This is a genomic window from Granulicella sp. WH15 (assembly GCF_009914315.1).
In the GTDB taxonomy this organism is placed as follows: Bacteria; Acidobacteriota; Terriglobia; order Terriglobales; family Acidobacteriaceae; genus Edaphobacter.
Genome location: NZ_CP042596.1, coordinates 4,236,861 through 4,251,848 on the forward strand (window position 1 = coordinate 4,236,861; position 14,988 = coordinate 4,251,848).

Genomic DNA, 14,988 nt, shown 5'->3' on the forward strand with positions numbered 1-14,988 from the left:
TTACAGGATTTCAACAGCGGGCAGAATCAACTGCTCGGACTCGTTCTCGTCCAGATACGGCCGGAAGCAGGCGCGGCAGCGGGCCTCGTAGACACCAGCGGCACCGACCACCACCAGCTCCTGGCTGGATCCGAGGCGTTGCGTGTGGATGGCGGGCGCGCCGCAGACCATGCAGACTGCCGAGAGCTTTGCCACTTCATCCGAGACGGCCATCAGCGCGGGGATCGGGCCGAAGGGCTCGCCCGTGAAGGTCGTGTCGAGGCCCGCGATGAGGATGCGCTTGCCCAGATGGACGAGGTCCAGCGCGTAGGCCACGAGCGAGTCGTCGAAGAACTGCGCCTCATCGATCCCGACGACCTCGATCTCCGCGAGCTGCGGGTGCAGAGCCTCTTTGAGCCGCTCGGTGTTGGCTACCGTGGTGGCCTCGTGGGTCTGCGAGCTGTGCGAGGCGATGGCCGTGCGGTGGTAGCGGAGGTCGATATCGGGCTTGAAGCAGGCGACTCGCTGGCGGGCGATGCGGGCGCGCTTCAGGCGGCGGATCAGCTCCTCGCTCTTGCCGGAGAACATGGGTCCGACTATGACTTCGATACGGCCTGGCTCGGTACGTGCTGGGGTGTGCGGCTGCATAACTTTTCCATCGTACAGGGATGGGGCGGTGGATTTCATCGAGCTGGAGTATTCTGGAGCCGTAACTTCAGGAGACTTTTTCTTATGCGTCCTTCTCTCGCCGCTCTTGCCGTTTGCTTGCTTGTGTCCCCCGCGTTTGCTAAAGCGCCCAAAGAATCGCTGGTCGTCTCGCTGAAGACGAGTGCCGGCGAGGACGCCGGAACCGCTACCTTCAAGGAGACGAAGAAGGGCAAGCTGAAGATCGACCTGAAGCTGAAGAACTTGCCGGTCGGTGAACATGCCGTACATATCCACCAGAACCCGGTGTGCGATGCGCCTGACTTCAAGACCGCCGGCGGCCACTTCAACCCGGACAAGAAGCAGCACGGGACGATGAACCCGATGGGCCACCACAACGGCGACCTGCCGCAGAACCTGATGATCGGCGAGGGCCATGTGGGCCAGGCGAGCTTCACGGTGGATTATCTGACGCTGACGCCGGGCGCTCCGAACTCGATCCTCGGCACCGCGATCATGGTGCACGAGAAGGCCGACGATATGAAGACCGATCCGACGGGCGCGGCGGGCAACCGCATCGCTTGTGGCGTGATTCCCGCCGCACAGTAAAGCACAATCTCGTTTGCTGGAGGCTCGCTGTGTACATTCCCAAGGCAAACGAAGAGACACGAATCCCTGTGATCCATGAGCTGATCCGCGCCCAGCCGTTAGGGGCGCTGGTCACTCTGGGCAGCGGCGGGCTTGTGGCTACGCACCTTCCACTGGTGCTCGAAGACGACGGCTCCGAGTACGGCGTGTTGAAGGGCCATGTCTCACGGGCGAATCCGCAGTGGCGCGATCTGGTCGCGGCGGCCGAGGCGCTGGCTATCTTTGCCGGACATCATCACTACATCTCAGCGGCCTGGTATCCGGGCCGGACAGAGCACGGCAAAGAGGTTCCAACGTGGAACTATGCCGTGGTCCATGCCTACGGCACGCTGCGCATCGTTGAGAACGAAGAGTGGTTGCTGGCGCACCTGACGAGCCTGACCGATATCCATGAAGCGGCTGTTCATGCGCTGGATGGAGAGAGGCCGTGGCAGGTGAGCGATGCGCCCGCGGAGTACATCGCACAGATGATGAACGGCATTGTGGGGTTGGAGCTGCCGATACGGCGGCTCGAAGGCAGGTGGAAGGCGAGCCAGAACCGGAATGAGCGGGATAGGGCTGCGGTGGCCGCGGGGCTGGAGCGGCTTGGGACGCCAGAGAGCCTGGCGATGCAGGCTATGGTGGAGCGCAAGTAGGCCTCTTCCCTTCCCTCTCTGGAGCGTCGCCAAAGTGAAAAATCAGATTACTTTTGCTCCCATTATGCGAGATATCGAGGAGACAGGTTGACTGTTATATCCGGCGTGTTTTCAGATGAGGAATGATTTCAATGGAGCGGCGGCGGTTTCTTCGGTTGGGTGCGGCGGCGGCAGTAGCAGTGGCTCGTCCGGCAGAGATGTGGGGAGAGTTGGCGAGTGAGCCTACTCCGGTGTTTACAACCGGCAACCAGCGGTGGCAGCGAGCCTATGATGCGGCGTTGAAGGTGCTCGCAGGCAATGTGCGCACGCTGCCGCGCTTCGACAGGCCAGTGCTGATCGAAGGTGCGGACTACGCGGGCATCTGGATGGAGTGCGGGCCGCATGAGGGGCTGGTGTACCGCAAGTTCCGCCCGGATACGGCGCGCAATGGGCATCTGACGTTCTTCGCGTTACAGCGCGAAGATGGGCAGCTACCGGCGAACAACAAGATGACCGAGACCGGCTTTGGGCAGATCCAGATGGTGGTGCCGATCGCCGCGACAGCGTGGGAGCTGGCCCGGGATACGCACGATGACGAGTTGCTGCAGGCGGCCTATAAAGCCTGTTCGCGATGGGACGACTGGCTGATCAAATTCAGGAACACGCGCGGCACCGGGCTGACCGAGGGCTTCTGCACCTACGACACGGGCCACGACAACAGCCCGCGCTGGGCGGGGATTCCTCCGCAGTGCCCGAAGAAGGATGCCAAGCTGTTTCCGCCGCTGCCGACGCTGCCGTGGCTATGCCCGGACCTCTCGGCGACGACGTACGGTGCGCGGGTGGCGTTGGCCTCGATGGCGAAGGCTCTGGGCAAGAACGCCGAGGCCGACCACTGGACCGAGAAGGCCGAGGCGATGCGCAGACTGATCCTAGAGAAACTGTACGTGCCCGAGGATGCGGCCTTTTATGACTTGGACGCGCAGGGCAAGTTTATCCGGGTGCGGTCGGACGTACTGAGCCGCATGTGTAGCGAGCACGTGGTCGATCAGAAGACCTTCGACGCGCTGTGGGAGCGGCAGATCCACAACCCGAAGGCGTTCTGGCCGAAGTTTCCGATGCCGTCGATTGCGATGGATGACCCTACCTTCGTGAGGCCGATTCCGCGTAACTCATGGGGCGGGGCCGCGCAGGCGCTGACGGCGCTGCGGGCGGGGCGGTGGTTCGATCACTATGGCAGGTCGGCGGAGCATTCGCACATGATGGAGATGTGGTGCGAGGCGATCCAGGCGGATATGACCTTCCGCCAGCAGATCGATCCGCTGACTGGGGCGTTTACGCAGGAGGATCTGCCCAGCTACTCGCCGTGCGCACTGGTGATGATGGATCATACGTGGCGGCTGGCGGGCGTGCGGGAGGAGGTCGAGACGCTGGTGTGGAGCGTGCGGCCGGGTCATGCGGTCTCGCAGGATGCTCGGTTTGAGATGCCTGTGGGCGGCGGCAGGGCGGTGATGAAGTATGAGGGGGATGGGGCCTCGTTGACACTGGGCGGGCGGCTGGTGGCCAGTGTGAAGGGCGGGGTCGTAAGGATCGTGACGGATCGGCAGGGGCGGTTGCAGGAGGCTGTGGGCGTTGCCTCGACGGTGCAGGAGGTGAGCATTAGCGATGGCCGGAAGCATCAGCGGAAGCTGACGATCAAGCCGAATGAGCGGGTGAAGTTGGGGTGAGTGATCCTCCCGTTGGGGATTTTGCTTCCGACCAGCGGGAGGACCACGCGAAGCAGTAAAAAGGCGTGCGAACGCCCGCTCTCCGCGCAGGAGGCCCGTCCGGCAGGACAATATCGTGCAAGGGATAGGTCGGGCCTTCAGCCCTTGTCATTCCTACTCATACGGTTACCTAGGGCTTCGCCCTAGGCTGGTATAGCGCGCGCCTTCAGCGCTAAGGGCAACAACAAAGACAGAAGCAGATTCCTCCGCTTCGCTCCTGAATGACAACCAAGAAAACAGGCAACAGCAAAGGAACAAGCACCAGCAAAAGCGCCCTCGCGATGGAGGGCGCTTTTGCTGGTGTTTTGGTATTGGTTATGGGGCGATGGGGGCGGTGCCTTCGATCTTGAATGGCAGGGTTAGGCCCGTCGTGGATGGGCTGGGCTGGCCGGAGCCGACGTAGAGGTCGTAGTCTCCGGACTGGATCGAACGGATACCATCAGTGGCTACGAGGCTCAGGCTGCGAGGGGAGATGGTGGCGTGGACCGGCTTGGACTCGCCGGGCTTGAGGTGGACCCTCTCGAAGGCGACCAGGGTGCGGAGGGGTGCTCCGGCGATGTGTTTGGGGATGAGGTAGAACTCCACCGTCTCATCGCCTTCGCGAGAGCCGGTGTTTTTGACCTCGGCGGTGAGGCTGAGGGGCTGGCCCGCAGCGAGGGTCTTGGTGGAGAGCTTCGCTGCGCTATAGGCGAAGCTGGTGTAGCTGAGGCCGAAGCCGAAGGGGCAGAGTGGCGCGCCGGTGAAGTAACGGTAGGTGCGCTGGTCCATCGCGTAGTTGTCGAACGCGGGGAGCTGCGCGGTGCTGGCGTAGAAGGTGACCGGCAGGCGGCCCGACGGGTTGTTCTGGCCGAAGAGCGTCTCGGCGATGGCCGTGCCGCCAGCCTGGCCGGGATACCAGGCTTCGAGGATCGCCGAAGCCTTCTCGGCGGCGGATTCGAGGGCCAGGGCTCCGCCGTTCATTAGGACTATGACCAGCGGCTTGCCCGTGGCGGCTAGCGCGCTGACCAGTTGCTGCTGGGCGGCGGGCAACTCGATGGTGGTGCGGTCGCCGCCCGCGAAGCCTGCTACCTTGAGCGGCATCTCCTCGCCTTCGACCTCGGGGCTGAGGCCGAGGAAGGCTACGATGGCATCGGACTTGGCGGCTGCGGCCACGGCCTGCTCGCGCAGGGCGGCAACGGGAGGCTGCCAGTTGAAGGTGAGGCCCGCGCCGAAGTGGGGGGCGTCGTGGGTGTACTCGATGCGGATGGGGTGGGGCTTGGTGTCCGTAAAGGTGAGCTGGAAGGGCGTGGTGGGGGCGCGGCGGCCATGCTTGCGGGCGTGGATGTACTCGTAGACCTGCTTGCCGTCGAGCCAGACGTGGATGCTCTCGGCGTCCTCGCAGGTGCTGCAGTGCGAGAAGGCGAAGGCGTAGGTGAAGGTGCCCGGAGTGGGAGCGGCCAGGTCGCCGGTCCAGCGGACGGAGAAGGCCGTGTCCGAGACGCCGGGCATGGGCGCGGCGGAGTTCCAGTCGAAGTCGATGTTGCGGTCGGTGCGGGTAGCGGCGGGCGTGCCGGTGAGGGCGGAGCCGTTGAAGAACTCGGCCTTCAGGTGCGAGAAGGCAGTGGGAGGAACGGGGATGGGGACGCCTTCGACGTAGGGCGAGCCCTGCGCGTAGAGGACGTGGCCGGGGAGGCGCTGCTCGAGCGCGGCCAGCGGCGTGACCGGGTGGGAGGCGACGGCGTTGTAGTTGCCCTCAAGCGCGGGGATGGCGACGGCGTTGGGGCCGACGACCGCGAGGGTATGGATGGAACCCGCCAGCGGCAGAGTGTTGGCCGCGTTCTTGAGGAGGACGATGGACTTGCGCGCGGCCTCGAGCGAGAGTGCTCCGTGGGCGGGCGAGTCGTTCTCGGAGAACGGGATGGCGTTGTAGGCGACCTTCGCCGGTGGGTCGAACATGCCGAGCTGAAAGCGCGCGGTGAAGAGGCGCTTGACCGCCTGGTCGATCTCGGCCTCCGTGATGAGGTTCTGGTGGACGGCGTCGATGAGGGCCGCGTACTCCTTGCCGCAGCTCAGGTCGGTGCCGGTCTGGACCGAGACGGCGGCGGCGTGGGCCATGTCGGGCGAGAACTTGTGGCCGACGGCGACGTCGGTGATGGCGGCGCAGTCGGAGACGATGTAGCCGTTGAAGTGCCAGTTCTGCTTGAGGGTCTTCTGGAGCAGCAGCTTGCTGGCGCAGGCGGGCGAGCCGTCGATGGAGTTGTATGCGCACATGACGCTGTCGGCGTGGGCGTCGACTACGAGCGAGCGGAAGGCGGGCAGGTAGGTGTCTTCGAGGTCGTGCGGGGAGACGACGGCGTCGAAGGTGTGGCGCGAGGACTCGGGGCCGCTGTGGACGGCGAAGTGCTTGGCCGTGGCGATGACCTTGAAGTAGTTGGGGTCGTTGCCTTGGAGGCCGCGGACAAAGGCGGAGCCGATCTGGCCGGTGAGGAAGGGATCTTCGCCGTAGGTCTCCTGGCCGCGTCCCCAGCGCGGGTCGCGGTCGATGTTGATGTTGGGCGACCAGAGGGTGAGGCCGTAGAAGATGGCGTGGTTGTCGTGGCGCTGGGCCTCGTTGTACTTGGCGCGGGCCTCGGTGGAGATGGTGTCGGCGATGCGCTCGATGAGGGGGGCGTCCCAGGTGGCTGCGAGACCGATGGCTTGCGGGAAGACCGTCGCGTAGCCGGAGCGGGCTACGCCGTGCAGGCCCTCGTTCCACCAGTCGTACTCGGCGACGTGGAGGCGCGGGATGGCAGGAGCCTCGTTCTGCATCTGCGCGACCTTCTCGGCGAGGGTCATGCGGTGGACGAGGTCGTCTACGCGCTGCGGCAGGGGCAGGGTGGGGTCGAGGTAGGCGTCGGGCTTGGATTGCTGGCCGAGGAGAGGCAGGGCCGCTAGGGCCGAGAGCGCGAGAACCGAGGTGATGCGACGTGCGAACGACATGATTGGCCCTTTGGGTGTGTGGGGTTTGAGTTGTATGCAGCCTTGGACTGCCCGTTCGGCTGTTTGAGGCTGGCAGGTTCGGGGTAGTGTCCGGACCTGCCTTGGAGGCAACGGCAAGAACAAAAGCAGATTCCTCCGCTTCGCTCCTGAATGACAACCAAGAAAACAGGCAACGGCAACAGCAGGAACAACGACAACAACAACGGCTTTGTGGCCGTTAGAGGGTGTAGCGGTCGGTCTTGTCGAGCATTACGTCCTTGGCGTCGCGGCTGCCGAAGCTGCGGAAGTCGCGGGTGTTGCTCAGCGCGAAGGCCGGGGTGCCGCGGCCCATGCGCAGGCGGAAGATGTCCAGGCCGTTGACCTCGTGCGCCCAGACGGCGGGACGCTGGTCCGGCTTCTCCGTGGCGATCTCGATGTTGCTCAGCTCGAGGTTGCGGGCGTGGCGCAGGAAGAAGCCGCGCGCGGGCAGCGTGCCGAACATGCTGGCCTCGGGGTAAGCTCCGGGCAGCTCGGGCGGGTTCATCGCCGCCCACTCGGCCGTGCCGCCACCGAGATTCGAGAGGTACATGTCGCTGATCTTGATGTCTTCGACCAGGACGCCGGGGACGCCGCTGACGATGGAGGGGTACTCCGCCGCCGAGCCAATGCTGGTGAAGTTCGAGAGGACGACGCGGCGCAGGACACCGGGCGCTACGCCCTTCGGCCCACGCATACGGGTACCCAGGCGCAGGAAGATGGGCGCGTGGACGGCTCCGCGGAGGACCAGATTTGTGACCGTGATGTCTTCGATGTAGGCACCGTCTACCGTCTCGAGCGCGAAGCCGCGGCACCCCTCGAGGATACAGTTGGTGATGGTGATGTTGCGGAAGCCGCCGTTGGACTCGGTGCCGCACTTGATGCGGCCGACGGCCTTGCGCTCCTGTGAGTAGTTGGCGCGCTTGAAGGTGCCATCGAGCAGGGTGCCGAACTCGTAGAGACCGGTGACGTAGCAGTTGGAGATGGTGACGTTCTCGGTGGAGCGGGCGTAGCCGAGGGCGAAGGAGCTTTTGGGGCAGATGGCGTCGTCCCACGGCGAGTTGACGGCGCAGTTCGAGACGCGGACGTTGCGGCAGCAGTCGATGTCTATGCCGTCGCGGTTGGTATCGATGGTGAGGCCGTCGATGATGACGTTATCGACGGCGGTGAGGAGGACGCCGAAGTGGCCGCCCATGAGAATGGAGAAGTCGCGCAGGGTGACGTTGCGGCAATTCTTGAGCGCGATGGCCTTGTTGCCGACGCCGGGGCTCTCGGCCAGGGGCAATTCGCCCGACTCACCGCGGCTGAGGCCCTTGCCCCAGATGAGGCCGGGGCCGTAGATGGAGACGTTCTCGAGGCCGTCGCCGTAGATGAGGGAGTTGGGCCAGTGGTTGTGGCCGTAGTCCTGGTAGGCCTCCCACGGCTGGGCGGGACCGGCTGCGTCGTAGCCGCCGGTGGTGGTGCCCTCGTTGGGAACGCTGGCGGCGAGGATGGTCGCGCCCGCGTCGAGGTGCAGGGAGATGTGGCTCTTGAGCCGGATGGTGTAGGAGGCGTAGGTGCCTGCCGGGAAGTGGACGGTGCCACCTCCTGCTGCGGCTGCGGCCTCGATGGCCCGGTTGATGGCGGGGCTGTCGATAGTGGAGCCGTCGCCGACTGCGCCGAAGCTGCGGACGTTGAAGTTGCCGGTGGCGGGCGTGGCCGCCTTGTGGGCTTGGGCCTGAAGCGAGTGGGCCTCAAAGGCAGTGGGAATGAGCGCGGCGGCGATGCCGGTCGAGCCACGGCGGAGGAAGTCTCTGCGGATCATAAGTCTCCTGTCGAGCTAGGCTTTGGCGCGATGGTCGAAGGCATCGCGGATAGCGAAGAAGGCCGGTTTGGGGCGGTAGTCGTTGTCGAAGGGCAGCGAGCGCTGGGGCCGGTTGGGCTGCTTGCGGTGGTGAGTGGGGCCATCGTTGAGCCAGGTGTGGCTGTCGCCGACACCCCATATGAGCAGGTCCTTGACGGAGGGCTCGGCGAGAGCGACGTTGAGGAAGTCGCGATAGGTGGCCGCGATGGTCTCGTCTCGCTTGGCTACATCGTTGTAGGCGAGGTCGTCCTCGTTGACGTCCAGCTCGGTGAGGTAGATCTGAAGGCCCATCTCGCGAACGGCGGCCATGTACTCGCGCAGGCCCTTGCCGATGGTGGAGGGAGAACCGGCCTTGATGTGGGACTGGATGCCTACGGCGTCCAGAGGCACGCCCTTGGTCTTGAGGCTGCGCAGGAACTCGAGGATGACCTTGCGGCGCTCGCCGTCCTCCTCGTTGTCGTACTCGACGCCGTAGTCGTTGTAGGTGAGGATGAGCTTCGGGTCAGCCTGGCGAGCGGCGCGGAAGGCGATGTCGATGTACTCGGGGCCGAGACGCTTGTACCAGGGTGAGTCGCGGAAGCCGCCGGGCTGCTTGTCCTTGGGCAGAATGGCCTCGTTGACGACGTCCCAAGACTGCATCTTGCCCTTGTAGCGGCCGACGACGGTGGCGATGTGCTCTTCGAGGAAGTGGCGCGCGTTCTCCTTGGTGACGGTGGCTTCGAACCAGGACGGGATGGACTCGTGCCAGGCGAGCGTGTGGCCGCGAAGCTTGATCTTGTGCTTATGGGCGAAGTCGACGAAGGTGTCGGCGTCGGTGAAGTCGAACTTGTCGGGCGCGGGGCGGAGAGCAACCCACTTGAGCGCCAGCTCGGGCACCAGGATGCTGGCCTGCTCGGTCAGAATGCGGGTGTAGACGGGATCGGTCCGGAGAAGATGGACGTTAACCGCAAAGCCGGTGAGGAGGCCGTGCTTGTGTGCGTGAGCCTTCAGGGAGTTACGGCCGGTGATGTCGGCGTCTGACGCCGCAGCCCAGGCCAGCGGCGTGGAAAGCACAGAAGCGGCCAAGGCGGCGGAGCCGGTGCGCAGAAGATCTCTGCGTGTGAGGTTGGAGCTGCTATTGCGTGCGTGATCTTTCAAACCATCCTCCTTTGAGGGTTGTCGAGACGTGCCTGTAACGATGGCGCGAGGCCACAGATATCTCCGAAGACCTGGGGAGACGGGATATCTGTGGCCTCATTCGCCAACCTTACTCGGAGCACCGAGGAGGCGGTTAGAAGACCAGCTTGGCGGAGAACTGCGCGATACGGGGATCGTTCGCGCTGGCTCCGTTCTGCGGGGTCGTACCGGTAATCCGGCCGAACGGTCCGCCGAGTGTCGTATTAGGATCGCCAAAGTTGGTGTGGTTGAAGAGGTTGAAGTACTCGGCACGTACCTGCAGAGCAGCCCGGGACGTGACAGCAAAGTTGCGGGTAAGGGCCATATCCACGTCGGTGTAACGTGGTCCGCGGAAGGAACCCTTGGCGATGTTGCCGTAGCTATTCCCAGGGGCGGCCGGATTAGCCGTCGGATTAGCAAAAGCAGCCGGATTGAGGCCATTCTTGCAGTGAGCAGTGGTCCCGCAGGCCGTTCCACCATAGGGGTTGACGCCTGGGATCAGGACTGCACGATCACGATTCTGCGAGGAACCATCGATGTTGCTTGACGCAGCAAGGATTGTGAGGGGATCGCCGCTGCGAGTCTGGAAGAGACCCGAAGCCTGCCAGCCGTTGACGATATAGCGAACCGCTCCCGGAGCGTCCTTCAAGACCTTGGGAACCTCGTACACGAACGAGATGGAGGCTACGTGAGTGTGATCGAAGTCTGACGGGCCATGATCGAGGCGCTTGAAGTTGGGCTCATAGATCGGGAAGACATAAGAGCTGCTGGAAGCAATGGCGGTAGAAGACTGGTTGTAGGCGGTGCTGTCGATTGCCTTGGACCATGTGTAGTTGGCCAGGATGGTGAGACCGGAGCGCATACGCTGCTCCGCGGAGAACTGCAGCGAATTGTAGCTTGCGTTACCGCCCATGTTGGCTTCGGTAATGGACTGGGTATAGCAGCTGTTTGTAGCAGAGCAACCGGTCGGATTATAAAGGCGACGATTGTAACGAGGATCGTTAACCGGCACCGCATCCGCGTTCAACGTCGGGTTGATGTCCACTGGCACCCACTGGTGGCTGCTATGAGAGCCGACGTAGGCAATGCGAGTCAAGAGGTTGTTGGTGATCTGCTGCTCCAGCGTGAGGTTGTACGAGTAGGTGATTGGCGTAGCAAAGGGCCGGAACGGATCGTAGGTGAGGAACGCCTGCGTCGGGATCGGCGAGGTGTTCAGCGGAGGCTGTGCCGCCGGGAACGGATTGGCGCTTCCGGTGCTGCCATAAGGATCGCTGAAGTTGATGACAGTATTGCCGGCCGTGGTGGAACCGAGGACCGAGCTGACGTTGAAGTTGGTGATGAACGGCGAGGTGTTGGAGTAGATGTTATAGAACACGCTGCTCATACGGGAGTCGTAGAAGGAGCCGCCGCCGCCGTGAAGGCTGGTCTTGCCGTCGCCAAAAACATCCCATGCAAAACCGATGCGCGGCATGAAGTGGGTGTAGATGTTCGGCACGCCATTGGGGTTGAAACCGGGGTCGCCAGCGAATTTGAGACCGGCAGGCGCGAGCGGAAAGACCGTCGAGTGGGTGTTGGAGGCGTAGGCATCGGGGAAGAAGCTGCCCATGCGGCCTTCCTTCTCATGCCAGGGCAGGAAGGGCTCGTAGCGAACTCCGTAGGTGAGGGTGAAGCGACGGCCGATCTTCCAGGCGTCCTGACCGTAGAAGCCGAAGAAGTGGCCACGCAGGTTGAGGAACTGGCCCGATGCCTGGCTGAACTGCTGCACATAACCGGTGAGGAAACTGGCTATCGCGTCGTTGGTAACGGTGGCGTTGAAGGTGAAGAGACCAGGCTGCTGGTAGAGATTGTTGACGTCTACCTTGGACTGCTCACCGTGGAAGCCGACGGCGATGTTGTGGCTGCCGGCCTGGATGTGAACGTCGTCTCCGAGGGTGTAGTTGGCGCGGTTAAAGGTTCCCTGCGGGTTATCGCCGATGTTGAAGAAGGTGGCGCTGGTGGTTCCAACCAGGATCTGGTTGATCTGTTTGAAGTCAGGCTGCCAGATGTTGACGCCGAGATCGTTAACATTGATCGATCCGGGGAGCGGTCCGCGGCCAGCCTGCTCGAGCTGGTAGCTGACGATCAGGTTGTTGAGGATGTGGTCCGAGAAAGTATGGGTCTCGGAGAGCAACGCATTGTAGTAGTGGATGTTGGCCGAGTCTGCATAGGTGAGCAGGTTCTGGAGATTGAGCACACCCTGAAGGCTGTAGCCATCGGAGAAGTAGCGGGCGGTCAACCGGTCCTTCGAGGTCAGATCCTGGTCGACGCGGGCGGTAACCTCACCGAGCGAGGTGAAGTTGGGCTTCACGAAGGTAAAGGACCCATTCGCATCCGGGGTGGGCAGGTACTTCAGCAATGCCAGAGAGGACTTGTTGAAGGCGGTGGTGGGGATGTGAGCGGTGTACGAGTTGCCGCCATTGGCCGTGTAGGGGTAGCACTGCGCCGCATTCGCCGGAGTGGTGGCGAGGGAGGGGTTCGCAATACAGGCACTGTTGAAGGCTGTGGTGCCGGGAGCGGCCGCGCTGGTGAAGTTGAAGTTGCCCGCGAGCTGGTCGGCGGTGGGCAGCGTGTCAGCAGTAGCGCTGACCGAAGAGGTGTGCGCGATGGTCTTCTGGTAGCCGACGAAGAAGAAGGTGTGCTTGTTCTTGAAGAGGCCGGGGATCTCGACCGGGCCGCCGACGGTGCCGCCGAACTGGTTGCGCTTCAGGGGATCGACGGTCTTTACGCCGTTGACGTAGCTGAAGTAGTTGGCCGCGTTGAAGGCACGGTTGCGGACGAACTCGAAGAGGTCTCCGTGGAACTTGTTACCGCCGCTCTTGGTGATGATGTTGACGACACCGCCGGCGTTCTGGCCGTACTCGGCGTTGTAGTTGCTGGTGGCGACACTGAACTCCTGGACCGCATCGGGCATCGGGAAGGGCGCGTTGACGTTGGTGTACTCGTCGACGTTGTTGCCACCGTCGAGCAGGTAGTTAGTCTGACCGACGCGGGTGCCGTTGGCCGAAATGGTGACGGCTGAGGGGAAGGTCTTGGTGGCGCCCTGGTCGGCGCCGGCGTTGGGAGCGGTGACGACACCGGCTACCAGCGTGGTGAGGCTGGCCGCGTTACGGCCGTTGAGGGGCAGCTCGATGACCTGCTGCTCGCCGATGACCTGTGAGACACCGCCTGAGGTGACGTTGATCTGAGCCGCGTTGGCCTCGACCGTGACGGTCTGGGTCTCGGAGCCGATCTGCAGGGGAACGTTGATGGTCAGGCTCTGGTCGGCCTGCAGGAGGATGCCGGTCTGGTCGTAGTTCTGGAATCCCTTGGAGGAGACGTCCAGCTTGTAGTTCGACGGGGGAACGGATGGGAAGACGAAGAGACCGTCGTCGTGGCTCTGGACGGTGGTGGTCTGGCCGGTCTTGATCTCGGTGAGGACTACGGTAGCGCCGGGTACCGAGGCACCGGTGGAGTCGACGACCGTACCGTTAATAGTTCCCAAGCCCTGGGCGAAGGCTGCGCTGGGCAGGCAAAGGTAAAGGGCACAGGCGAGGGCGATGCCTCGGATGAGCCGGAAGGCGGTGTTCATGTAGGTCTCCTGGAAAACATTACTGCGGGTTAGTGCTTGTCTGCTGATAACGCCGGGGAGGAAGAAACGAGGGGCCGGAGTGCTTCCGGTCGATAGAATGCGTAGTTTTGACACGCCTGATTCGCTCCCTGATCGTTTGGCTCCTCATAATCGTCGCGCATTGGTTTGATGCCTGCTGCGCGAGGATGGGACCTCAGCTGATCGAAGGGCTTTGTATCGACGCAAAGAGACAACAAGATAGACAGGTACGGTTCCTGACCGTCAGGTTTTGGAATATCTTGTTTATTTTCTTATGCTTAACAAATTTACTCAAGGGCTGCTCTGATGGCAAAACGGCTACTCCACCGAGACCGCCAAAACCTTCGGAGGGCCGGGTGTGTCGTCGGTTACGGTGGTTCCAAGCACAATCTGGAGGTTCCGGTGGGCGTCGTCGAGCGGTGCGGACTTGACGATGGACTGGACGAGGTTGGGGTCGGTGAGGAACTCGCCTGCGGCCTGGGTGCCGTAGGTGTAGAGGCCGCCAATGACGATGACGACGTGGCCGGTGTCTGAGTTCCAAATGCGGGAGATCAAGGCGAAGTCGTGCAGTGCCGGGCCGCCGTGCTTGTGCACCTTGGGCTGGTCGGTTCCCCAGCTCCAAGCGCGGCTGGTGGGATTTTTTGTGTCTTTAATATAGATAAGGTGTTTTTCGGCGTCGAGGGCCAAGGTGTAGCGGAGCTGGTTGGTAAGCCGGAGGCTCCACTCGTTGTTGAAGGCTCCAATGAGAACGGCTGGCCCCTCACGCAGATCGGAGAAGGAGCTGACGCTCTCGCGGCGGATGAGTACCTTTTTGCCGTGCGACTCGAGGGTACCCACCACGCTCGCGATGGTGACCATGTCGGCGAAGGGGACGGTGGGGGCGGCGGTGGCCTGGAGGGTCGGGAGGGAGGCGTCCTGGTTGTCCGCCGTGGGGCTGGGGGTCGGGGGGCCGTTGGGCACGTCGCCGACGGCGAGCAAGACCGAGCCGGGGGAGTCGAGAATGGGACGCCAGAAGATGTCCTGAGTGGCCTGAGCGTGGAAGCGTCCGTAGGCCACGCCGCTGAGGATCACGAGAACGGCGAGGCCGAGACCGAAGAAGAGCGAGCGCCGGTGGGAGGCGGCGGAGATGGTCGCGGCGGGAGTGGGCTCTGGCGGGGGAACGCTTCCCTCGGCCTGGGCCGTGGCGATGGTTGTCGGAGCCGCCGAAGCGGCAGGCTCCGGGGCGACCTCCGGTTCCGGCGGCAGGGGCTGCGTGGGCAGCGTGAAGTGGGGAACGTAAGAGCCGGGGACCAGGCTCATACGAATCTCGGAACGGTGCTTCTCCTCGCCGTAGTAGATGGCGAGCCGCTTGCGCAGCTCGATAGCCGCGGTGCGGACGACGTGGTCCATGTTGGTGTCGTAGGAGGGCGCTCGACCGAAGACCTCGACCCCGATGGTGCGCTCCTTGATCTGGTCCGCGGAGCCTTTTAAGGTCTGGTCGACGACGTAGCGAAGAAACTCGATGGAGCGCTTGCTGGAACGGAAGACTGTGTCCTGTACCAGCAGGTCGAGTTGTTCCCGAATCTTCTCGTCGCTCAGTTCGATACTGGGATCTTGTTCCACTTCAGATCTAAGCATATCAATTCCAGTAACGGGGATTCCAGTCTGCGAATATCATTCCGGCCTGCGCGTCTTTAGGATACGCCGTGGCGCGTCCCAAAAGGGGAAGACACGCCGCAGCACGGAGTACCAGGGGTAGATGCT

The 14,988-nt window shown here is 63.2% G+C and carries 9 protein-coding genes; 3 read left to right on the forward strand and 6 right to left on the reverse strand.

What is annotated here, in order from left to right; genetic code table 11:
• A complete protein-coding gene (locus FTO74_RS17580) occupies positions 1-627 on the reverse strand; it encodes a thymidine kinase (RefSeq protein ID WP_162539314.1) in 627 nt (208 codons plus the stop codon).
• A gap of 84 nt (positions 628-711) precedes the next feature.
• On the opposite strand from FTO74_RS17580, the gene FTO74_RS17585 reads away from it, so the two are divergent.
• The 3 genes from FTO74_RS17585 to FTO74_RS17595 all read left to right on the forward strand — a co-directional run bounded on the left by FTO74_RS17585 (position 712) and on the right by FTO74_RS17595 (position 3,610).
• Complete coding sequence (locus FTO74_RS17585; RefSeq protein WP_162539315.1) at positions 712-1,233, forward strand: superoxide dismutase family protein; 522 nt, start codon at positions 712-714, stop codon at positions 1,231-1,233.
• A gap of 29 nt (positions 1,234-1,262) precedes the next feature.
• The gene (locus FTO74_RS17590; protein WP_162539316.1) at positions 1,263-1,907 is read left to right on the forward strand and encodes an FMN-binding negative transcriptional regulator; all 645 of its coding nucleotides are present in this window, start codon (positions 1,263-1,265) and stop codon (positions 1,905-1,907) included.
• A gap of 122 nt (positions 1,908-2,029) precedes the next feature.
• Positions 2,030-3,610: an alpha-L-rhamnosidase gene (locus FTO74_RS17595; protein ID WP_181955712.1), complete on the forward strand. Its 1,581-nt coding sequence runs from the start codon at positions 2,030-2,032 to the stop codon at positions 3,608-3,610.
• A gap of 354 nt (positions 3,611-3,964) precedes the next feature.
• Here the strand turns inward: FTO74_RS17595 and FTO74_RS17600 are convergent, their stop codons facing one another.
• From FTO74_RS17600 to FTO74_RS17620, 5 genes are all read right to left on the reverse strand, one after another.
• Positions 3,965-6,607: a glycoside hydrolase family 3 C-terminal domain-containing protein gene (locus tag FTO74_RS17600; protein WP_162539317.1), complete on the reverse strand. Its 2,643-nt coding sequence runs from the start codon at positions 6,605-6,607 to the stop codon at positions 3,965-3,967.
• Positions 6,608-6,824: 217 nt separating this feature from the next.
• The gene (locus tag FTO74_RS17605; protein WP_162539318.1) at positions 6,825-8,426 is read right to left on the reverse strand and encodes a glycoside hydrolase family 28 protein; all 1,602 of its coding nucleotides are present in this window, start codon (positions 8,424-8,426) and stop codon (positions 6,825-6,827) included.
• A gap of 15 nt (positions 8,427-8,441) precedes the next feature.
• Positions 8,442-9,602 carry an endo-1,4-beta-xylanase gene (locus FTO74_RS17610; protein WP_162539319.1) on the reverse strand — a complete coding sequence of 387 codons (1,161 nt, stop codon included), beginning with the start codon at positions 9,600-9,602 and terminating at the stop codon, positions 8,442-8,444.
• A gap of 133 nt (positions 9,603-9,735) precedes the next feature.
• Positions 9,736-13,227, reverse strand: coding sequence for a carboxypeptidase regulatory-like domain-containing protein (locus FTO74_RS17615; RefSeq protein ID WP_162539320.1), 3,492 nt, complete (start codon positions 13,225-13,227; stop codon positions 9,736-9,738).
• Positions 13,228-13,563: 336 nt separating this feature from the next.
• Positions 13,564-14,847, reverse strand: coding sequence for a hypothetical protein (locus tag FTO74_RS17620; RefSeq protein ID WP_220399047.1), 1,284 nt, complete (start codon positions 14,845-14,847; stop codon positions 13,564-13,566).
• Between the last annotated feature and the right edge of the window lie 141 nt (positions 14,848-14,988).